Origin of the sequence: Comamonas sp. B-9, assembly GCF_000410635.1 — a bacterium.
In the GTDB taxonomy this organism is placed as follows: domain Bacteria; phylum Pseudomonadota; class Gammaproteobacteria; order Burkholderiales; family Burkholderiaceae_C; genus Comamonas.
The window spans coordinates 93,330-113,573 of sequence record NZ_KE148643.1 but is presented as its reverse complement, the minus strand read 5'-3'; the positions used below and the strand labels follow the sequence as shown (position 1 = coordinate 113,573).

Here is a 20,244-nt window from a genome sequence, read left to right as displayed (position 1 = left end):
TGGCTGGGTCTGGCCTTGTGGGTCGCCAGCGTGGGCTGGCTCTGGCAGCGCATTGCTGGCCTGGGGCAGACGCCCGCGACCACGCCGCAGGTGGCCGCGATTGTGGTGCTGGGCAGCGGCACGCAAGACGGCAAGCCGCGCCCGGCGCTGGCGATGCGGCTCGATACCGCTGCGCAGCTCGTGGCCTTGCAGCCCCAGGCGGTGCTGGCAGTGACCGGCGGTGTGGACTTTGGGCAGGACGAGAGCGAGGGCGCCATCATGGCGCGCTACCTGGCGCAGAGCCATGGGCTGGACCCGGCCACGATGGTGGTCGAAGAGCGCAGCACCAGCACCGAGCTGAACCTGGAATGGACCGGCCCGATGCTGCAGCAGCGCGGTGTGGATCTGGCGCAGCCGATTGCGATTGTCAGCAGTGATTTTCACCTCTGGCGTGCGCTGCAGATTGCCCGCAGCCAGGGCTTTAACCATCCGATTGGCGTGGCGGCCCCCACACCGTTGCTGACCCGGTTCAATGTCTGGCTGCGCGAGTATTTTGCGGTGGCCAGCAGCTGGGCCTTGGGCGAGTGGTAGAGGTTTAAGCCCTTAGGTGCTGGCGCGCCGCACCAGGTGGTAGCCCAGATCCAGCCGGTTCTGTGCCACCGGCTGGTCTTGCAGCAGCTGCAGCAGCATGGTGGCGGCCTCGGCGCCAATGGCGCTACGGGGTGTGTGGATGGTGGTCAGCGGCGGCACCATCTGCGCGCTGCCGGGCAGGTCGTTGAAACCGGCAATTGCGATTTGTGTGGGCACGGCCAGGCCCAGGCGGTTGGCGGCCAGCAGCGCGCCCTGGGCCAGGTCATCGTTGCAGAAAAATACGGCATCCACGCCACCGCCGAGCTGCAGCACCTGATCGAGCAGCTGCGCGCCTAGGGCCAGTGACGAGCGCTCGGGGCTCAGAATCTCCAGACCCGGATCGGCCAGGCCCGCCTGCTGCAAGGCCTGGCGGTAGCCCTGCAGGCGCTGCATGACGCGGGCATCGAGCTGGGCGCCGCAAAAGGCGATACGGCGGTAGCCCCGGGCCAGCAGGGGTTCCGTCATCGCCGCCCCGGCATCCAGTTGCGAAAAGCCCACGCTGTGCAGCCGGGCCGCTGCGCTGTCGGGATGCAGCTCCATCAAATGCACGCAGGCTGTGCCACTGGCTGCCAGCAGCTGGGCGCTGCCGGCGCTGCGCTCATAACCGGTCAGCATCAGGCCCGCAGGCCGCATCGGCAGGTAGGCGCGCAGCAGCTGCTCTTCCTCGGCTGCGCTGTAGTGCGACACCCCAATGAGCAGGTGGTAGCCGGCTGCAAACAGCACCTTGTGGGCCGCTTCGATCAGGTCGACAAACAAGGTGTTGCTGAGCAGCGGCACGATGACCAGTACCTGGTTGCTTTTCTGCGAGGCCAGCGCACGCGCGGCCGGGTCGGGCACATAGCCCAGGCGCAAAGCCACCTCGCGCACCTTGTCGGCCAGCGCAGCGGCCACCCGGCGCTCGCCGCGCAGCGCGCGGGATACCGTCATGGGGCTGACCCCTGCGGCATCGGCCACATCCTGCAAGGTGACACGCCCGCTGGCACGCGAGCGGCGGCTGTTGGGCTCGGCAGCCGGCGCGGGCCAAGGCGGGGAAGGGGGCAGGGGAAGGGGGCAGGGGCAAGCGCATCTCCGGTCGGTTCAGCAAGCAATATCCGGTATGATAGCGCTATCCCAACATGCTTGGGAAGGAAGGCGGTGCCTGCAGGCGTGGCGAGAACAAGACTGATGGCTTGAATCGGGTTGCTCAAACTACGTTGTCCAAGGGCAGTGCTTATTTTTTACCTGTATTGGATAGCGCTAACCCAATGACCATGTCCTCTAGTGATTCTTCGCGTCGGCGTCCTGTAGCGTTGGTGGTGATGGGGGTGTCGGGATGCGGCAAATCCAGCGCCGGTGAAGCCATTGCGCTGCACCTGGGTTGGCGCCTGGTCGAAGGCGACAGCTACCATGCGGCCGAGAGCGTGGCCAAGATGCAGGCGGGCATTGCGCTGACCGATGCCGACCGCGCCGGTTGGTTGCAGCGCCTGGCGCAGCTGTTGGCCGAGGCGGACGATGGCCAGGGGGTGGTGCTGACCTGCTCGGCGCTCAAGCGCCAGTACCGTGAGTTATTGCGTGCCTCCCAAAGCCGGCTCGGCTTTGTGTTTCTGGACCTCAGCTACGACACGGCGCTGGCGCGGGTGCAGCAGCGCGCGGGGCATTTTTTCTCGCCCGAGTTGGTGGCCAACCAGTTTGCCACCTTGGAAGACCCGCGCGATGAGTCCCAGGTGCTGACTGTGGATGCCGATACCCCGCTGGACCGCATTGCCCAGCAGGTGCAGCAGTGGCTGGATGCCCGGCAGCCTTGAGCGCTGACAAAGCCTAGTGCCAGCGCTGCATGCGGCTGCTGTGCTATAAAAATTACATAAATAAAGGGGAAGCTACGGCCTTCCCATGATGCAAAGGACTCCCATGATGCAGATCCACCCGGTTCTTCAAGCGGTCACTGACCGCATCCGCGCCAAGAGCGCTGCCACGCGCAGCGACTATCTGGCCCAGGTTGACGCCATGGCCCAGCGCCCGCCGCAGATGCGCTCGATGGGCTGCGCCAATGTGGCGCATGCGGTGGCCGGTGTGCCGGTCAATGACAAGCTGCGCATTGTCGAGGTCAAGGGCCCAAACGTGGGTATTGTCACGGCCTATAACGATGTGCTCTCGGCCCATGCGCCGCTGCAGCGCTACCCCGATATCCTGAAGGACGAGGCGCGCAAGCATGGCGCGACCGCGCAGGTGGCGGGTGGTGTGCCTGCGATGTGCGATGGCGTGACCCAGGGCATGCCGGGCATGGAGCTGAGTCTGTTCAGCCGCGATGCGATTGCGATGGGCACCGCCGTGGCGCTGACCCATGACACCTTTGATGCGGCGCTGATGCTGGGCGTCTGCGACAAGATCGTGCCGGGCCTCTTGATTGGCGCGCTGCATTTTGGCCATCTGCCGATGGTGTTTGTGCCCGCAGGGCCGATGACCTCGGGCCTGTCCAACAACGACAAGGCCAAGGTGCGCGAGCTGGCCGCCCAAGGCCTGGTCGGCCGCGAAAAGCTGCTCGAAGCCGAGATGGCCGCCTACCATGATGCGGGCACCTGCACCTTCTACGGCACGGCCAACAGCAACCAGATGCTGCTCGAAGCCATGGGCCTGCATGTGCCGGGCAATGCCTTTATCAACCCGGGAGATGGCGCGCGTGAACTGCTGACCCGCGAAGCCATGCGTACCGTGCTGGGCATCACCGCTGGCAAGCGCTTTGCGCCGATTGGCCGCGTGGTCGACGAGCGTTGCATTGTCAACGCGATGGTGGCCTTGCTGGCAACGGGTGGCTCGACCAACCACCTGATCCACTGGGTGGCGGTGGCGCGTGCTGCCGGTATCGTCATCGACTGGAATGATTTTGAGCAGCTGTCCTCGGTCGTGCCCTTGCTGGCGCGCGTCTACCCCAATGGGGCTGCGGATGTGAACCAGTTCCAGGCGGCAGGCGGCCCGGGCTATGTGATTGGCCAGCTGCTGGCTGCAGGCCTGATGCATGGGGATGTGCTGACCGTGCGCCCCGAGGGCCTGGCGGCTTACGCCACGGTGCCGCGTGTGGAAGCGGGCCAGCTGGTCTGGCAGGCGGCCACCGAATCGGGTGACGACAGCGTGCTGCGCCCGGTGAGCGCGCCTTTCAGCCCTACCGGTGGCCTCAAGCTGCTGACCGGCAACCTCGGCCGCAGCGTGATCAAGGTCAGCGCCGTGCCGCTTGACCGCCATGTGCTGCGCGCGCCGGCCTGGGTGTTTGACTCGCAAGATGCGCTGCAGGAGGCCTTCAAATCGGGCGCGCTGGAGCAGGCCTGCCAGACCAATGGGCACAACGGCGTGGTCTGCGTGGTGCGCTGGCAGGGCCCGCAGGCCAACGGCATGCCCGAGCTGCACAAGCTCACGCCACCCTTGGCCGTGCTGCAAGGCAAGGGCTACCAGGTGGCGCTGGTGACCGATGGCCGCATGAGCGGCGCCTCGGGCAAGGTGCCCGCTGCGATCCATGTGTCGCCTGAAGCACTGGCCGGTGGCCCCTTGGCCAAAATTGAGAGCGGCGATATGGTGCTGCTGGATGCTGAAACCGGTATCATGCAGGCCGAAGTGGATGCCGCCGTTTGGGAGGCACGCCCACTGGCCGCGATACCGGCCGAACAGCTGCGCGCCAATGGCCGTGGTCTGGGCCGAGAACTGTTTGCCGGATTCCGGCGCAATGCGCTGAGCGCAGAAGAAGGAGCCTGCACATGGCTGAGCAACTGACCGCCTTATCGATCATGCAAGACGCACCGGTGATCCCGGTGATCGTGCTGCGCGACGTCAACCACGCCGTGTCCATGGCCAAGGCCCTGGTCGCTGGCGGTATCCGGGTGCTGGAAGTGACCTTGCGCACGCCCCAGGGCCTGGCCGCCATCGAAGCGATTGCCAAGTCCGTGCCGGAGGCGATCGTGGGCGCGGGTACCGTGCGCAATGCTGCCGATGCGCGTGCCGCAGCGGCGGCAGGGGCCCGCTTTGCGGTCAGCCCTGGCTACACCAGCAGCGTGGGTGAGGCCTGCCGCGACGCGCGCTTGCCACTGCTGCCCGGCGTGGCCACCAGCAGCGAAATCATGCAGGCGCAGCAAGATGGCTTCAATGAGCTGAAGTTCTTCCCCGCGCTGCAAGCCGGTGGCATCAACATGCTCAAGGCCTGGCAGGGCCCCTTCGCCGAAGTGCGCTTTTGCCCCACCGGGGGTATCACGCCTGCCAATGCGGCAGAGTTTCTGGCGCTGAAGAATGTCGTCTGTGTCGGAGGCTCCTGGTTGGTGCCCACCGACACCCTGGAGCGCGGTGACTGGGAACACATCACCTTGCTGGCCCGCGAGGCCGCAGCCTTGCCACGCAAGGCCTGATACCACAGTCATCAGAGCAATTCCAGGCGGCCATCCATGCCGCCTGCTGGCTGCGTTCCATACCGCATCCCCATCAGCGGGATGAACATGGATCCATAGGCCATGCTGCTGCGGTTGCTCCATGCAATGCGCCGCAGCGCTGCACCTGGGCGCTAGTGCGCAGCGCCGGGCATGGTGTTTATGCCACGGGGCCGGGCACAGGCCTTGCGAGCACATGCCAGCAGGCATGCAGTGCTGGCTTGTATGGTGGCCGCTAAAAGCAGGGGATTGGGCAGAGGAGCAGGGCGGTGCCTGGGGGCGCGCCTTTAGTCCTTGGACTGCGCCTGCTCAGCATGCGGCTGGTTGGCTGCGTCTTCCGTCCAGGCCTTGTAGCGGCCCGAATGCGGCTGGAACTGCTGCCCGGGGAACAGCGTCCGCTCGATATCGCGCAGCACTGTCATCCCCACACCATTGAGCTTGAGCAAGCGCTCGGGATACGCTTCAACCACCTGATCCACCGTGGTGATCGCATGTCGCCCCAAGCTGTTGAGGGTTCTGCGAGAGAGCCTTTTGTTCAGAAGCAGTTCAGTAGCCATGGGATCATCAATCTATAAACAAAGCGGCAACGTCTGTCGTTGGCGTCAAGACTGAGGGCCGCGTCCCGTTTCGCTGGGAGTGGCTATGCCCCAAGCCTGCGCCGGTGCGGACAGGAGTGGATACAAATCATGCTAAATCGCATTTTGTTATTCACTGATTCTATCAGCTTATAGCTAATTTGTAACTCAATGATGGATCATTTCCGCCGATGCAGGATTGATTTATGCCGGATTAATGTAATTAAATGTATTTGGTTGGTTATACTGGGGCGGTCCGGAGAGGGTATCGGCTGCTTTTCTCCCAGGCGCTATTCTCCTCCTAAAAAAAGAATCTCCAGAGCAACTATCCTTTGACCAATCAGAGGGTAATCGCTGGATCTGTCGCCTGGGCTGCAGAAAAAATTCCAGCGATGGCTTGGGGTTGCCGTGGCAACATCGCGCTGTCAAGTTGAGTTATTACACAGGTCTATCGCGCTATGTAATTCATAAAAACGGTTAAAGTAAGAATTAACTGACAGTATCTATACCAATACCTGCCCAACGCGCCATCAAAGCCTTCTCCATGCCTGGTTATGCCCGTCCGTAAAGCCTCGTCGCTGACGATCACCCTGATTTTGCCCTTTGTGATGCTGATTGCATTGCTGACCGGGGTGCTCGGCGTGCTGTGGTACTGGACGGGCAGCAAGACGGTATCGATGCTGTCGCAGCAGCTGATGGTGGAGATGGCCGAGCGCATCAGCCAGGCGGTGGACCGGCACATCTTCAGCTCGCGCTCCATCATCGAGGCGAGTTTTCCAGCAGGCCTGCAGGCCCCCGACCGCATCGAGGACGATATGCCGGCGCTGCGCACCCGCCTGTGGGCTGCCACATCGCTGACGCAGCGCCAGGGCGACTATGTCTTCTACGGCAACCGCCATGGGCAAGGCATCGGCCTGCTGCGCAGCAATGAAACCCAGGCGGAACTGCGCATCAAGCTGAACGCGCAGGATGTACGCAGCATCTACCTGCTGCCAGGCATCCAGGCCGAGCCGATCTTCCTGTCCAAGGAATCCAATCTGTTTGATCCGCGCACGCGTCCCTGGTACCGGCTGGCGCAGGGCGTTGTCGGCCATATCTGGACGCCGGTCTATATCGATTTCAATGCCAAGGACCTGGTGATGACGCGGGCGCGCCGGGTGTTTGGTGCGGATGGCCAGCCCACGGGTGTGGTGGCGACCGATGTCTTTCTGAATGAGCTGCGGCTTTTTGTCGATGGCCTGCATTTGTCAGAGGGTGCCGAGGCTTTCATCATGGAGCCCAATGGCGACCTGATTGCCGGCACGCGCATGGACAATATCCGCTTGAACGGCGAGCAGCCGCCCAGCCGGGTCAACGCCGCCAGCGCCGGCAACCCCTTGCTCAAGGTGGTGTACCGGCAGCTGGTGCACGAGTTTTCGCAGTCCAACGAGGTGGCACGCACGGCGCTGATCTTTGATGCCAAGAACCATGCGATCGAGGTGGCCTACCGCCGCGTGACCGATGAGGCGGGCCTGAACTGGCTGGCCGTGGTGGCCGTGCCGCACCAGCAGATGCTGGCCGGCATCCGCGCCCATGTGGTGCTGGTGGTGGCCTTGGGCCTGCTGGCCCTGGGTATTGCCCTGGCGCTGGGTTTGCGCATCTTTGGCGGCCTGGCCAAGGACATGCGCTCGCTCACCTATGCGGTACGCCGCGTGGGGCAGGGCGAGATCGATGTGCCCATTGGCGTCGAGCGCAATGACGAGATTGGTGAGCTGGCCAGCAATGTCCACCATATGCGGCATCGCTTGTTTACCGATGCGCTGACCGGCGCTGCCAACCGCAGCGCGCTGAACCATATTCTGGAGACCTTGACCCGCCCGAACGCGCCCAAGCAGGCGGTGTTTGCCATTCTCTTTATCGACCTCAACCAGTTCAAGCCGCTCAATGACCGCTGGGGCCATGAAAACGGCGATCTGGCCCTGATCGAGGTGGTGCAGCGCCTCAAGGAAGTGCTGCGCAGCAATGATGTGCTGATTCGCCTGGGCGGAGACGAGTTTGTTGCGGTGCTCCAAGGCATCCACAGCGATGAGCAGATCCAGGTGGTGAAAGCCAAGATCCTGGAGGTTCTCGCCCCTGCGTTGCAGTCGCTCAAGGGCTTGCCTGAGGGCGAGGTCGTTCATCTGGGCGCCTCCATTGGCCAGGCGATTTATCCGATCGATGGGGCCGATCCGCAAAGCCTGCTCAAGCATGCCGATCTGGACATGTACAAGAACAAGCAGCACAACGGCCATAGCCGCTGATCGGCCCGATCGCGCTTCGAATGCAAAAAAGCCCGGCAGGTGCCTGGCTTTTAGGACGTAGCGGGCGTTACTGACAGACGCCCAGGCCGGTATTAACGCAGACCGCCGCCGGCGCTGCTTTCGGCGCGTTGGATAAGTTCAATCTTATAGCCATCAGGATCGGTCACAAAAGCGATCACCGTGGTGCCGCCCTTTACCGGGCCGGCTTCGCGGGTGACATTGCCGCCATTGGCCTTGATCTTTTCGCAGGCAGCGTAAGCATCAGGCACGCCCAGGGCGATATGGCCGTAGGCGGTGCCCAGGTCATAGCTCTCGGTGCCCCAGTTGTAGGTCAGCTCGATCTCGGCCTGGCCAGGGTTGCCGTCTTCGTAGCCGACAAAGGCGAGCGAATACTTGTACTCGGTGTTTTCCGAGGTGCGCAGCAGGCGCATGCCCAGCACCTGGGTGTAGAAATCGATGGAGCGCTGGAGATTGCCAACGCGCAGCATGGTGTGCAAAAGACGCATGGGGTTTTCTTTCTTGTAAAGGCAGCGGCAGCGCAGGGCTGCCGCAAGGAAGAAGGCCGACCTTCAGGGGCCAGCCAGAGCCATCCGAGTGTAGCGCCGCACAGTGGCAGGCTGCAGCCCACAAAGCACAACCCCTGCACGGGGCAGGGGTTGCAAGTACAAGCGAGGTGGCGAGAATTACTCGACCTTGGCCTTTTCACGCAGCTCTTGCTGGTACTTCTGGATTTGTTGCTGGCGCAGTTGCTGCTCGATCTGGGGCTTGACTTCGTCAAACTTGGGCAGTTGCGCTTCGCGCACATCGTCCACACGGATGATGTGGTAGCCGAACTGGGTCTTGACCGGGGTATCGGTCATCTGGCCCTTCTTCAGCTTGGTCATCGCTTCGGAGAACTCAGGCACGTAGTTGGCAGCATTGCCCCAGTCCAGATCGCCACCGCGCTGGCCCGATCCAGGATCCTTGGACTCCTTCTTGGCCAGGTCTTCGAACTTGGCACCCTTCTTGATTTGGGCGATCAGGGCCTTGGCCTTGTCTTCGCTGTCCACCAGGATGTGGAAGGCGTGGTATTCCTTGCCTTGGTTAGTCGCAACAAACTTGTCGTACTCGGCCTTGGCAGCCGCGTCAGAGATGGGGTGCGCCTTTTCGTAGGCGGCAAACAGCTCCTGGGTCAGGATGCCTTGGCGCGCCAGCTCGACCTGGCCCTTGAAGGACTCGGTCGCGTCCAGGCCTTGGGCCTTGGCAGCCTGGGCATAGATTTCGCGCTCAATGATGGCTTCCTTGATCTGGCCTTCTTGCTCGGCGCTCACCGGGCGACCGCTGCGCTCCATTTGTTCCTTGAAGGTCTGCAGCAGGGACGAGGGCACTGGCTTGCCATTGACGATGCCAATGTTTTGGGCCACTGCAGGCAGCGCGGCTGAACCAAGCAGGGCAGCTGCAACCAGACCGGACAAGAGCTGTTTTTTCATGCGAAATCCAAATTGTTTATCTATGAAGGAAATATACACCAGTGATTTCATTGTTTTGGTGTATGCAGGACTTCAATGGCAAGGGCATGTAAACCCGCGTCAATGAATGCTTGGAGCGCATCATACACAAGCCGATGCTGGGCTATGCGTGATGTGCCAGTAAATAAGGGTGAAGCGATGCGCAGCCGGAAATGGGTGCCAAATCCGCTGCCATTGGCCCCCACATGGCCGGCGTGCAGACCGCTTTCGTCGATCACTTCCAACTGGGTGGGCGAGAGTTTGTCGCGCAGCACCGCTTCAATGGCGGTGGCGGTAATGTCCTGGGCTTGCATAGAGAAAAGGGGAGTAGCGCGGTCTGGCGGGGAGCCTGACTGAGAGGCAGCAGGCTCAGGCCGCAGATCAGGGTTGGTCTTCCGGGTTGTGCTGGATGTGGCGGCTCAGGTACATGGCCTGGCCCAGCACAAAGACCAGCATCAGGCCCAGGCCGCCGAACATCTTGAAGGTAACCCAGGTGTCCAGATCAAACTGGTAGGCCACCCAGATATTGACGATGCCCATAATGGTAAAAAAGATCGCCCAGCTGTAATTGACCGTGTTCCAGACGGGCTGGGGCAGCTGCACTTGCGCCGACATCAGCTTTTGCATCAGGTTCTTGTTGAAGAACCACTGGCCGCCCAGCAGCACGGCCGCCATCACCCAGTACAGCACGGTGGGCTTCCACTTGATGAAAGACTCGTCGTGGAAAAGCAGGGTCGCGCCGCCAAACACCACGATCACGCCCAGGCTGATCCATTGCATGGGTTCCACCTTGCCGACCTTGAAGCGCAGGTAGGCGATTTGCGCAATGGTCGCCACAATGGCCACCCCGGTGGCCACAAACACGCCCCAGACCTTGAACGCTGCGAAAAACAGCAGGATGGGGAAAAAATCAATCAAAAATTTCATATCAGGCGATGCGGGCTGTGCACGGCATGGCTCAAAAGCCGGAGCGCGGTGCGGACAAGAGAGCAGGGCTTTGGGTGCTTGTGTGTGGTTGAATAGCGCGTCTGCAGGCAAGCGGCCAATGATACGCGAGCTATTTTGCGGCCAGCTTAAGCCGGGCTGAAGTGCTCGCCTCGGCTTGCCGGGGTGTCAGAGCGCAGGCGGCAGCCAAAGTTCCGCGCCGCGCTTGCCCCCGGCCTGTCATGGCAGGGGCAAGCCTGGCTTAGAACAGGTTCTTAGTCCTGCTTTTCAAAGTCCAGCGCAGCCGAGTTCATGCAGTAGCGCAGGCCGGTGGGCTGGGGGCCGTCCGGGAACACATGGCCCAGGTGGGCGCCGCACTGGGCGCAGACGGTCTCTACCCGCACCATGCCATGGCTGCGGTCCACGTTTTCCTGGATCGCGCCGGGAATGGCTTCGGAGAAGCTCGGCCAGCCGCAGCCCGCGTCAAACTTGGTGTCGCTGTCAAACAGTTTGGCGCCGCAGCAGATGCAGTGGTAGCTGCCATCGGCCCAATGGGCCTCGTACTTGCCGGTAAAAGGGCGTTCGGTGGCGGCATGCCGGGTGACCTGGTAGGCCACCGATTCGGCTTGCTTGGATGCGAGTTCGGCCTGCCATTGGGCATCCGATTTTTGGACGGGAAAGCTCATGATGAACAGCTGATTTCAATATGTTGCGCCCAGTCGGGCGGGAGGGCGGCCAGGTCTTCGCAGCCGGGATGCTCTGCATATGGTGTTGCCAGCACGGTTTGCAAGCGGGCAAACGGTGCCCAGTCGCCCTGCTGGGCGGCGGTGATGGCTTGCTGGCCCAGGTGGTTGCGCAGCACATAGCGCGGGTTGGCGGCAAACATGCGCGCAGCGGTGGGTGCTGCATCGCCAGGCTGCAGCAACGCCTGGTACTGCTCGCGCCAGGTCTCAAAGGCTGCATCGCCATTGAACCATGGGGCCAGCGCCGGCAGGCTGTCATCGGCCACCGCTTGCGACAGCGCACGCCAGAACAGGCTGTAGTCGGTGCGGTGCTGCTGCATCAGGGCGAGCAAGGGGTTGACGACAGCGGCCACCGCTTCGGGCGCGGCGCTGCGCGCAGGATCGAGGCCCAGCTTGGCGCCCAGTGCGCGCTGCATCGCAGGCTCCAGCGCGGTCTTGTAGCGCTCCAGCGCGGCCAGCGTGGTCGCCTCGTCTTCAATCAGCGGCAGCAGAGCCTGGCCCAGACAGAACAGGTTCCAGTAGGCCACCTGCGGCTGGCGGGCAAAGGCGTAGCGGCCACCGGTATCGCTGTGGTTGCAGATATGGTTGGCGTCGTAGTGGTCGAGAAACTGGAAGGGGCCGTAGTCAATGGTCAGGCCCAGGATGCTCATGTTGTCGGTGTTCATCACGCCATGGCAAAAGCCATGGGCCTGCCACAGCGCAATCATGCGCGCGGTGCGCTCGGCCACCTCGGCCAAAAACGCGGCATAGCGCTCTGCGCTGCCGCTGGCGTGTTGGGCAACAGCTGGCATGTAGCGCTCCACCACATAGTCCGCCAGCTTGCGCAGGCTGTCCTGGTCATCACGGGCGGCAAAATGCTCAAAATGGCCAAAGCGCACAAAGCTGGGCGCCACGCGGGCGACAACGGCAGCGGTCTCCACCGTCTCGCGGTAGATGGGCTGCGGGGAGGTGACCAGCGACAGCGCACGCGTGGTAGGCACGCCCAGGCCGTGCATCGCCTCGCTGCACAGGTATTCGCGGATGGACGAGCGCAGCACCGCGCGCCCATCGCCCATGCGGGAATAGGGCGTCTTGCCTGCGCCTTTGAGCTGCAGCTCCAGGCCCTCGGGGGCAGTCGCCGATCGGATTTCGCCCAGCAAAATGGCCCGGCCGTCGCCCAACTGGCCTGCCCAGTGGCCAAACTGGTGGCCGCTGTAAACACTGGCCAGCGCATCCATGCCCGGTAGCAGCGCATTGCCGCCCAGCACCTGGGTGGCCTCGCTGCTGGCCAGCCATTCGGGGCGCAGCCCCATGTCCTGGGCCAGTGCCTCATTGCGCGCATGCATGGCCAGCTGCGGCATCGGCGTGGGTTGCAGGCGGGTGTAGAAGACTGGCGGCAGGCTGGCAAAGCCGTTGTGCCATTGGGCACCGGGCTGCAGGGCAGGCGCAGCTTCGCTCGGGGTGGATGCGGTGGCCGCAGCAGTTGCCGGGCGCGTAGACATGCTTGAATCCATGCAGCCATTGTCTGCCTTGCGGCTTTCCCTGCGTGGCCCTGTGTCTATACCGCAAGTCCGGCCCTGCAGGGCGCAGCGCAGCGGCGGCGCAACATTATTTGACCCTGCCCCGGGCGCAAAACCGCAGCAGCAGGCGCTTTTGTCCCTGGTGGGCCAGGAGGGCCGGTTATTATGTCGGCCTGAGTTCTACCGCTTGCTTCATCAGAAGAGATCCCTGGGCCCTCGGGCACCTGCCGGCCATGCCGGGCCAGCTCCACCTTGCGTGGCCCGGCCCGCTTGCGACAGCGCCAGGCAGGTGATCGCCGCCCATCCAAGAGAAAACGAGCACTGTGCGCCTCAATTCCATCAAGCTTGCTGGCTTCAAATCGTTTGCGGAGCCCACCAATTTCATGCTGCCAGGGCAACTGGTGGGCGTGGTCGGCCCCAATGGCTGCGGCAAGTCCAACATCATGGATGCGGTGCGCTGGGTGCTGGGCGAGTCCAAGGCGAGCGAGCTGCGTGGCGAGTCCATGCAGGATGTGATCTTCAACGGCACCACGCACCGCAAGCCCGCCAGCCGCTCCAGCGTGGAGCTGGTGTTCGACAACAGCGACCACCGTGCCGGCGGCCAGTGGAGCCAGTACACCGAAATAGCGGTCAAGCGCGTGCTCACGCGCGACGGCAGCAGCAGCTACTTCATCAACAACATGCCTGTGCGCCGGCGCGATGTGCAGGACGTGTTCCTGGGCACGGGCCTGGGACCACGTGCCTACGCCATCATCGGCCAGGGCACCATCAGCCGCATCATCGAGTCGCGCCCCGAAGAGCTGCGCCTGTTTCTGGAAGAGGCCGCAGGCGTCTCCAAGTACAAGGAGCGCCGCCGCGAGACCGAAAACCGCCTCAACGACACGCGCGAGAACCTGACCCGGGTCGAGGACATCCTGCGCGAGCTCAATGCCAACCTCGACAAGCTGGAAAAGCAGGCCGAGGTCGCGGCCAAGTACAACGCGCTCAATGCCAGCGCCACCTTGAAGCAGCACCAGCTGTGGTTCCTGAAACGCAGTGATGCCGAGCAGGAGCAGGAGAAGGTGCGCATCGATGGCCTCAAGGCCGTCAATGACCTGGAGTCGCGCCTGGCCGATCTGCGCCATGTCGAGGCGGATCTGGAGACCATTCGCCAGTCGCACTATGCTGCAGGCGATATCGTCAACCAGGCGCAGGGCAAGCTCTACGAGGCCACGGCCGAAGTGGGCCGGCTCGAAGCGGAGATCCGCTATGTGGTTGAAGGCCGCCAGCGCGTGGAGAACCGCCTGGTGCAACTGGCCGAGCAGATTGCGCAGTGGACCATTCGCAAGGACGAATCCGAGGCCGAGCTGGAGAACCTGGCCGGCCAGGGCATGGATGCCGAAGAGCGCGCCGAGATGCTGGCCGCCCAGCTCGAAGAGCAGAACCTGCAGCTGCCCGATATGGAAGAGGCGCTGCGCCTGGCCCAGCAGCGCGCCAATGAGCAGCGCAGCTCCGTCACCCAGGTGCAGCAGCAGATCCAGGTGCTGGCCGCCGAGCAGCGCAGCCTGAACGAACAAAGCCGTGGCCTGGAAGTGCGCAGCGAGCGATTGCGCAGCGACCGCAATGCGATGGCTGCGCCCGACGAGACCCGCCTGCTCAACCTGCAGCAGCAAAACGAGGAAGCGGCCGAGGCCGCAGAGATTGCCGAGGGGCGCCTGCTGGAGCTGCAAGACAGCGTCCCCCAGCTCGATGAGGCGCGGCGCAGCAAGCAGCAGCAGGTCAACCAGGAAGGCGCCAAGCAGGCCGATCTGTCGGCGCGGCTCGAGGCTCTCAAAGCCTTGCAGGAAAAGGTCAAGACCGATGGCAAGCTGCAGCCCTGGCTGGCCAAGCACGGGCTCGAAGGCTTGCAGGGCCTGTGGAGCCGCATCCAGGTCGAACCCGGTTGGGAAAACGCCCTTGAAGCGGCACTGCGCGAGCGCCTGGCCGCGCTGGAAGTCAGCCGCCTCGACATGGTGCGCGGCTTTTTGGGCGCAGGTGCCCAGGATGCGCCTCCCGCCCGCCTGGCTTTCTACAGCGTGCCCCAAGCACCGGCCGCAGCTCCTGCTGGCAAGCTCGCGCAGCTGTCCGATTTGCTGCGTGTCCATGATGCCGGCCTGCGCGCCGTGCTGGTCGACTGGCTCTGCGGCTGCTACACCTGCCCGAGCCTGGACGAGGCGCTGGCCCAGCGCAGCCGCCTGCAGGCTGGTGAAACCATTTTTGTGCCGACCGGCCATTCGGTGAGCCTGCACAGCGTGAGCTTTTATGCGCAGGACTCCGAGCAGTCGGGCATGCTGGCCCGGGCCCAGGAAATCGAACATCTGGAAAAGGAGTTGCGCGCCCAATCGCTGATTGGCGAAGAGGCGCGCAATGCGCTGGTGCGTGCCGAGAGCGCCTATGCCGATGCCTCGCAGCGCCTGGTGGCCGTGCGCGCCGAGGCTGCGCAAACCCGCAACCGCGCCCATGAGCTGCAGGTCGAGACCTTGCGCCTGACCCAGCTGGCCGAGCAGGCCCGCGCCCGCACCGCCCAGATCGACACCGACCTGGGCGAAGTGGTGCAGCAGCTCGAAGAGATCCAGGAGCGCCGGATTGCGGCCGAGGCCCGCTTTGAAGAGCTGGACATGCAGCTGGCCGACAGCCAGGAGCGCCATGCCCAGCTCGATGAGACCGTGTATGAGTCCGAGCGCAAGCTGGCCAGCGCGCGCGAACAGCTGCGGGCCCTGGAGCGCCAGTCTCAGGAAGCGGTGTTTGGCCAGCGCAGCATGGAAGCGCGCCGCGCCGAGCTCAACCGCACGATGGAAACGGCGTTGCAGCAAGCCAAGGCCCTGGGCGATGAACAGCTGCGCGCGCAAGAGGAGCAAAAGCGCCTGAACGACGCGGCGGCGCAAGGCGGCCTGCAAGATGCGCTGAACCTGAAGATGGAGCGCGAGAAGGACCTGGCTGCGCGCCGCAGCGAGTACGACGACCTGACCGCCCGGCTGCGCAGCAGCGATGAGCGCCGCCAGCAGTTTGAGCGCGAGCTGCAGCCGCTGCGCGACCGCATCACCGAGTTCAAGCTCAAGGAGCAGGCCGCGCAACTGGGCCTGGAGCAGTACACGACCTTGCTGCAGGAAGCCCAGGCTGATCTGGAGGTCATCGCCGCCTCGGTCAAGGACGGCCAGGTGCGCCTGACCGGTCTGCAGGGCGAAATCGACCGCCTGCACCGCGAGATTGAAGCGCTGGGCGCCGTCAATCTGGCCGCGCTCGATGAGCTCAACCACGCCCGCGAGCGCAAGACCTTCCTTGACTCGCAGATGGACGACCTGACCCAGGCCATGACGACCCTGGAAGACGCGATCAAGAAGATCGATGCCGAAACCCGGCAGTTGCTCTCGGGTACGTTTGACACTGTCAACAGCCATTTCGGGCGCATGTTCCCCGAGCTGTTTGGCGGCGGCCAGGCCAAGCTGATCATCACCGGCGACGAGATTCTGGACTCGGGCGTGCAGGTGATGGCCCAGCCGCCGGGCAAGAAGAACCAGACCATCCATCTGCTGTCGGGTGGCGAGAAGGCGCTGACCGCGATTGCGCTGGTGTTTGCGATCTTCCAGCTGAACCCGGCGCCGTTCTGTCTGCTCGATGAGGTGGACGCGCCGCTCGACGATGCCAATACCGAGCGCTATGCCAAGCTGGTGGCCTCGATGAGCCGCAGCACGCAGTTCCTCTTCATCAGCCACAACAAGATCGCGATGGAGATCGCCCAGCAGCTGATTGGTGTGACAATGCAGGAGCAGGGCGTCTCGCGCATTGTGGCCGTGGATATGGAATCTGCCTTGTCGATGGCCGATTCGGCGTGAAAGATTTTTAAAAACGAAGTCGTATGAGTAATTTTCAACTGGCGTTGGTGATCACCTTTGGTGTCATTCTGGTTTTGTACATCGCCTACAACACCTGGTCGGCACGCCGCAACGAGCCCAAAAAACCCCGGCCCGAGGAGCCCGGCCAGAGCGGCGACTCCGAGCTGCGCTACGAGCCCGGCTTTGATGGCCGCGCGGCATCGTCAGCCACCGGTGACCCGGTGTTCGATGCCCAACTGGGCGGCCAGGGCCCCCGCTTGAGCGGCCACAGCGCTGATGCCTTTGGCGCAGGGGCGGTGGCGCGCAGCGGCAACCCCGGCACTTACCGGGGCGACCGCCAGCAGATTCTCGACCCGCTCACCGATGCGATCGCGACCATCCACACCGATGGCATCGTCTCGGGCAATGCGGCCATCGCGGCCATGCCCAGCAGCTTTCGCGCCGGCAACAAGGCCTTCAACATCGAAGGCCTGAACGAGACCAGCCAGACCTGGGAGTTGCCACGCGCCGGCGCCCGCTACACCGGTTTTCAGGCCGGTGTGCAGCTGGCCAACCGCCATGGCCCGATGAACGAGATCGAGTTTTCCGAGTTCGTCACCAAAGTCCAGCAGTTTGCAGACAGCATTGGCGCGGCGCAGGACACGCCCGACATGCTGCAGGAAGTGGCCCGGGCCCGCGAGCTCGACGCCTTTGCCAGCGAGCATGATGCGCAGCTGGCCTTTATGCTGCGCGCCAAGCGCGCTTCCTGGAGCCCCGGCTATGTGGCCCAGGTGGCCGCCAAGCATGGCTTTGTGCCGGCTGGCCCTGGCCGCATGGTGATGCCCTCGGGCATCGAGCAGATGCCTGCCATATTGGCGCTGACCTATGACGCGCAGGCGGCACTGGCCGACGACCCGGAAGCCAGCGCCTTGCGTGATGTGCTGCTGAGCCTGGATGTGCCGCATGTGGCGCGCAGCGAAAAGCCTTTCGACAAGATGCGCACCGCTGCCGAGGCGCTGTGCGCCGAGATGGACGGTGTCATCTGCGACCAAAATGGCACGCCCCTGCCGATCATGGTGGTGGACCCCATCGCCCAGGATTTGGAGAACCTGTACGACCAGCTCGAGCAGCGCGACCTGGCCGCGGGCTCGCTGGCCGCAAGACGTTTGTTCAGCTAAGCCACCAGCGTTTTGCCAAAGGCTGCCTGTGCAGCCTTTTTGCGTTCTGGCTGCCGCTGATTAGGCAGTGCAGCGGCAGCTTTGGCCGTATAGTCGCAGGCATCAGACTACGCAGAGCCCCGCGCTTTGCCAGATTTTCGGAGTCAAGCCGCATGGCTGAGAATATTGATCTTTTCGCGTCGCCCGCTGGCGGCGCCCCGCAGGATGCCGCCGCCGAGGTGCAGGCCTTGCGCGCGCAGCTGGAGCAATGGGCGCATGAGTACTATGTGCAGGATGCGCCCACGGTGCCCGATGGCGAGTACGACCGCGTCTACCAGCGGCTCGAAGCACTGGAAAAAGCCCATCCTGAGTTGCTGAGCCCCGATTCGCCGACCCAGCGCGTGATCGGCGCCATTCTGGAGGGCCTGACCCCCGTGCGCCATGCGGTGCCGATGCTCAGCATCCGCACCGAGACCGACAACGAAGCCAGCGGCGCGCAGGCCTTTGATACGCGCATCCGCAAGGAGCTGGGTCTCGATCCCAGTGACCCGCCGGTCGAGTATGTGGCCGAGCCCAAATTCGACGGCCTGGCGATGAACCTGCGCTACGAGGGCGGGCGCCTGGTGCAGGCCACCACGCGCGGCGATGGCGAAGTGGGCGAGGACGTCACCCACAATATCCGCACCATCCGCCAGATACCGCTGCAGCTGCGCCAGGATGCCGCCGTGCCACCCGTGCTGGAAGTGCGCGGCGAAGTCTATATGCGCCGCGATGATTTTGATGCGCTCAACCGCAAGCAGGAAGCTGCTGGCGGCAAGACCTTTGTCAACCCGCGCAATGCGGCAGCTGGCGCAGTGCGTCAGCTTGACTCCAACATTACGGCCCAGCGCCCGCTGTCCTTTTTTGCCTATGGCCTGGGTGAGGTGACGCCGGTGGCCCAAGGCGGCATGCAGTGGGACAGCCACTACGCCATGCTGATGCAGCTGCGCGCCTGGGGCTTTCCGGTGGCGCCGCAGGTCTGCGTGGCCAAGGGCGCGGATGAGCTGGTGGCCTTCCACCAGCGCATGGGCGCCGAACGCGCCAACCTGGGCTACGAGATCGATGGCGTGGTCTACAAGGTCAACAGCCGCGCGCTGCAGCAGGAGCTGGGCTTTGTCAGCCGTGAGCCGCGCTGGGCCGTGGCCCACAAGTACCCGGCCCAGGAGATGGTGACGCGGCTCGAAGGCATTGAAGTGCAGGTGGGCCGCACCGGCAAGCTGACGCCGGTGGCGCGTCTGGCGCCGGTGTTTGTCGGTGGCGTTACTGTCACCAACGCCACCCTGTCCAATGTGTTCGACATCCGCAAAAAGGGGGTGCGGGTGGGGGACGATGTCATCGTGCGCCGCGCGGGCGATGTGATCCCCGAGGTGGCAGGACGGGTGCCTGGTGCGCGGCCGCAGTATGTGCCCAACTTCTCGATGCCTAGCCAATGCCCGGTCTGCGGCAGCGATGTGGTGCGTGAAAAAGGCGAGGCCAACCACCGCTGCACCGGCGGCCTGTTCTGCGTGGCCCAGCGCAAGGAGGCCATCCTGCACTATGCGCACCGCCGCGCGATGGACATCGAAGGCCTGGGTGACAAGCTGGTGGACCAGCTGGTCGACAGCGGCGTGATCCGCAGCCTGCCCGACCTCTACAAGCTGGGTATTGCGACTCTGTCGGGCCTTGAGCGCATGGCAGAGAAGTCCGCACAGAATGTGCTGGCGGCGCTCGAGTCTTCCAAGAAAACCACGCTGGCCCGCTTTGTGTTTGGCCTGGGCATTCGCCATGTGGGCGAATCCACCGCCAAGGACCTGGCCAAGCACTTTGGGGTGCTCGACGCGATCATGGATGCCTCGGTCGACGAGCTGCTGCAGGTGAACGACGTGGGGCCGGTAGTGGCCCATAGCCTGCACACCTTTTTTGCGCAGCCGCACAACCGCGAAGTGGTCGAGCAGCTGCGCGCTGCGGGCGTGCACTGGGACGAGGCGGTGCCTGCCGAAAAGCCCGCGCAGATTCTGGCTGGCATGACCGTGGTGCTGACCGGCACCTTGCCCACCATGGGCCGCGATGAAGCCAAGGACCTGCTGGAAGCGGCAGGCGCCAAGGTCTCCGGCTCAGTCAGCAAGAAGACCCATTACCTGGTGGCCGGCGCGGACGCGGGCAGCAAACTGACCAAGGCCCAGGAGCTGGGCGTGGCGGTGCTCGATGAAGCTGCGATGCTGCGGCTCTTGCAAAACGGCGCGCCTTGATCTGGCGCAAATGGTGCGCCTCGCCACGCTGCACAGCAGCACATAGCAGGCGGTGGGGCGATAGGGATAGGGGCTTTCTCTGACATCGGCATGCGCCAGATGTCAATACGATGAAAAATACCAGTGGCTGCGATCCGGCGGCCCTGCTTTTTTTATGCAGAGGAGATGCCGTGAGCTATACCCTGAGACAAGTTCAGACCTTGCTGACCAAGCCTGAGTTGGAGCTGTTCCAAGCCAGCCGTGCCAATGCGATCAAGGATCTGACCGAGCGCCAGCTCAGCAGCAAGATCACCCGCAGCCGTACCTTGCGCGCCAAGTACCGTGATCTCTACCAACGCCAGACGGTCAAAACCCAGAAGGGATCGGCCGCTGCGCGCCGGCCTGCGGGCAATGAGAACAACCGCACCGAGCTCAAAGCCGATGTGATGCAGGACCTGCTGGGCCGCTTTGAAGAGCGGCTGGCCAAGCTGCAGGCGACGGCCCTCAAGGGCG

17 protein-coding genes are annotated in these 20,244 nt (G+C 63.7%); 9 read left to right on the top strand and 8 right to left on the bottom strand.

Translation table 11 applies throughout. The features are described from left to right. Positions 1-570: YdcF family protein (locus H928_RS0120125; protein ID WP_021028120.1), on the top strand; the 570-nt coding region annotated here is incomplete at its 5' end. A 12-nt stretch (positions 571-582) separates the two neighbouring features. Here the strand turns inward: H928_RS0120125 and H928_RS0120120 are convergent. Further along, positions 583-1,650, bottom strand: coding sequence for a LacI family DNA-binding transcriptional regulator (locus tag H928_RS0120120; protein ID WP_027011170.1), 1,068 nt, complete (start codon positions 1,648-1,650; stop codon positions 583-585). A 209-nt stretch (positions 1,651-1,859) separates the two neighbouring features. Here H928_RS0120120 and H928_RS0120115 point away from each other — a divergent pair, with 209 nt between their 5' ends. The 3 genes from H928_RS0120115 (at position 1,860) to eda (ending at position 4,973) form a co-directional block, all read left to right on the top strand. Then, positions 1,860-2,393 (top strand): gluconokinase, encoded by a 534-nt coding sequence (locus tag H928_RS0120115; protein WP_192816997.1) that lies wholly within the window; start codon positions 1,860-1,862, stop codon positions 2,391-2,393. A gap of 106 nt (positions 2,394-2,499) precedes the next feature. Continuing rightward, positions 2,500-4,347 (top strand): phosphogluconate dehydratase, encoded by a 1,848-nt coding sequence (edd, locus tag H928_RS0120110; protein ID WP_027011168.1) that lies wholly within the window; start codon positions 2,500-2,502, stop codon positions 4,345-4,347. Beyond that, a complete protein-coding gene (eda, locus tag H928_RS0120105; protein ID WP_021028116.1) occupies positions 4,332-4,973 on the top strand; it encodes a bifunctional 4-hydroxy-2-oxoglutarate aldolase/2-dehydro-3-deoxy-phosphogluconate aldolase in 642 nt (213 codons plus the stop codon). The genes edd and eda overlap by 16 nt, the downstream gene beginning before the upstream one ends. Before the next feature lie 305 nt (positions 4,974-5,278). Here eda and H928_RS0120095 read toward each other — a convergent pair whose 3' ends face one another. Next, on the bottom strand, positions 5,279-5,548 hold the full coding sequence (locus tag H928_RS0120095) for a DNA-directed RNA polymerase subunit alpha C-terminal domain-containing protein (protein WP_021028115.1): 270 nt from the start codon (positions 5,546-5,548) through the stop codon (positions 5,279-5,281). A 572-nt stretch (positions 5,549-6,120) separates the two neighbouring features. Here H928_RS0120095 and H928_RS0120090 point away from each other — a divergent pair. Next, positions 6,121-7,845: a diguanylate cyclase domain-containing protein gene (locus H928_RS0120090; protein ID WP_021028114.1), complete on the top strand. Its 1,725-nt coding sequence runs from the start codon at positions 6,121-6,123 to the stop codon at positions 7,843-7,845. A 92-nt stretch (positions 7,846-7,937) separates the two neighbouring features. Here the strand turns inward: H928_RS0120090 and gloA are convergent, their stop codons facing one another. The 6 genes from gloA to H928_RS0120060 form a co-directional block, all read right to left on the bottom strand. Continuing rightward, positions 7,938-8,351, bottom strand: a complete 414-nt coding sequence (gloA, locus tag H928_RS0120085) for a lactoylglutathione lyase (protein ID WP_021028113.1) — start codon at positions 8,349-8,351, stop codon at positions 7,938-7,940. Between the two features lie 177 nt (positions 8,352-8,528). Beyond that, complete coding sequence (locus H928_RS0120080) at positions 8,529-9,314, bottom strand: peptidylprolyl isomerase (protein ID WP_021028112.1); 786 nt, start codon at positions 9,312-9,314, stop codon at positions 8,529-8,531. 47 nt (positions 9,315-9,361) lie between these two features. Next, positions 9,362-9,646, bottom strand: coding sequence for a BolA family transcriptional regulator (locus H928_RS0120075; RefSeq protein ID WP_021028111.1), 285 nt, complete (start codon positions 9,644-9,646; stop codon positions 9,362-9,364). A 67-nt stretch (positions 9,647-9,713) separates the two neighbouring features. After that, positions 9,714-10,259 (bottom strand): septation protein A, encoded by a 546-nt coding sequence (locus tag H928_RS0120070; protein ID WP_021028110.1) that lies wholly within the window; start codon positions 10,257-10,259, stop codon positions 9,714-9,716. A gap of 272 nt (positions 10,260-10,531) precedes the next feature. Then, positions 10,532-10,942, bottom strand: coding sequence for a peptide-methionine (R)-S-oxide reductase MsrB (gene msrB / locus H928_RS0120065; protein WP_021028109.1), 411 nt, complete (start codon positions 10,940-10,942; stop codon positions 10,532-10,534). Next, a complete protein-coding gene (locus H928_RS0120060; RefSeq protein WP_021028108.1) occupies positions 10,939-12,480 on the bottom strand; it encodes a YdiU family protein in 1,542 nt (513 codons plus the stop codon). Before H928_RS0120060 ends, msrB begins: the two co-directional genes overlap by 4 nt. 341 nt (positions 12,481-12,821) lie before the next feature. Here H928_RS0120060 and smc point away from each other — a divergent pair, with 341 nt between their 5' ends. The 4 genes from smc to H928_RS32950 all read left to right on the top strand — a co-directional run. Further along, positions 12,822-16,349: a chromosome segregation protein SMC gene (gene smc / locus H928_RS0120055; protein WP_021028107.1), complete on the top strand. Its 3,528-nt coding sequence runs from the start codon at positions 12,822-12,824 to the stop codon at positions 16,347-16,349. A gap of 23 nt (positions 16,350-16,372) precedes the next feature. Continuing rightward, entirely contained in the window at positions 16,373-17,506 is a 1,134-nt protein-coding gene (locus tag H928_RS0120050) for a cell division protein ZipA C-terminal FtsZ-binding domain-containing protein (RefSeq protein WP_021028106.1), read from the top strand. A gap of 152 nt (positions 17,507-17,658) precedes the next feature. Beyond that, on the top strand, positions 17,659-19,752 hold the full coding sequence (gene ligA, locus H928_RS0120045; protein WP_021028105.1) for an NAD-dependent DNA ligase LigA: 2,094 nt from the start codon (positions 17,659-17,661) through the stop codon (positions 19,750-19,752). A 170-nt stretch (positions 19,753-19,922) separates the two neighbouring features. Further along, positions 19,923-20,244: hypothetical protein (locus H928_RS32950; protein ID WP_204366333.1), on the top strand; the 322-nt coding region annotated here is incomplete at its 3' end.

What these genes read in the sequence shown, in the direction of transcription:
- msrB (WP_021028109.1), bottom strand. Translation starts at nt 10,942, where the DNA reads ATGAGCTTTCCCGTCCAAAAATCGGATGCCCAATGGCAGGCCGAACTC.
- H928_RS0120050 (WP_021028106.1), top strand. Translation starts at nt 16,373, where the DNA reads ATGAGTAATTTTCAACTGGCGTTGGTGATCACCTTTGGTGTCATTCTG.
- H928_RS0120060 (WP_021028108.1), bottom strand. Translation starts at nt 12,480, where the DNA reads ATGTCTACGCGCCCGGCAACTGCTGCGGCCACCGCATCCACCCCGAGC.
- H928_RS0120115 (WP_192816997.1), top strand. Translation starts at nt 1,860, where the DNA reads ATGTCCTCTAGTGATTCTTCGCGTCGGCGTCCTGTAGCGTTGGTGGTG.
- H928_RS0120075 (WP_021028111.1), bottom strand. Translation starts at nt 9,646, where the DNA reads ATGCAAGCCCAGGACATTACCGCCACCGCCATTGAAGCGGTGCTGCGC.
- eda (WP_021028116.1), top strand. Translation starts at nt 4,332, where the DNA reads ATGGCTGAGCAACTGACCGCCTTATCGATCATGCAAGACGCACCGGTG.
- H928_RS0120080 (WP_021028112.1), bottom strand. Translation starts at nt 9,314, where the DNA reads ATGAAAAAACAGCTCTTGTCCGGTCTGGTTGCAGCTGCCCTGCTTGGT.
- gloA (WP_021028113.1), bottom strand. Translation starts at nt 8,351, where the DNA reads ATGCGTCTTTTGCACACCATGCTGCGCGTTGGCAATCTCCAGCGCTCC.
- ligA (WP_021028105.1), top strand. Translation starts at nt 17,659, where the DNA reads ATGGCTGAGAATATTGATCTTTTCGCGTCGCCCGCTGGCGGCGCCCCG.
- edd (WP_027011168.1), top strand. Translation starts at nt 2,500, where the DNA reads ATGCAGATCCACCCGGTTCTTCAAGCGGTCACTGACCGCATCCGCGCC.
- H928_RS0120095 (WP_021028115.1), bottom strand. Translation starts at nt 5,548, where the DNA reads ATGGCTACTGAACTGCTTCTGAACAAAAGGCTCTCTCGCAGAACCCTC.
- H928_RS0120090 (WP_021028114.1), top strand. Translation starts at nt 6,121, where the DNA reads ATGCCCGTCCGTAAAGCCTCGTCGCTGACGATCACCCTGATTTTGCCC.
- H928_RS0120070 (WP_021028110.1), bottom strand. Translation starts at nt 10,259, where the DNA reads ATGAAATTTTTGATTGATTTTTTCCCCATCCTGCTGTTTTTCGCAGCG.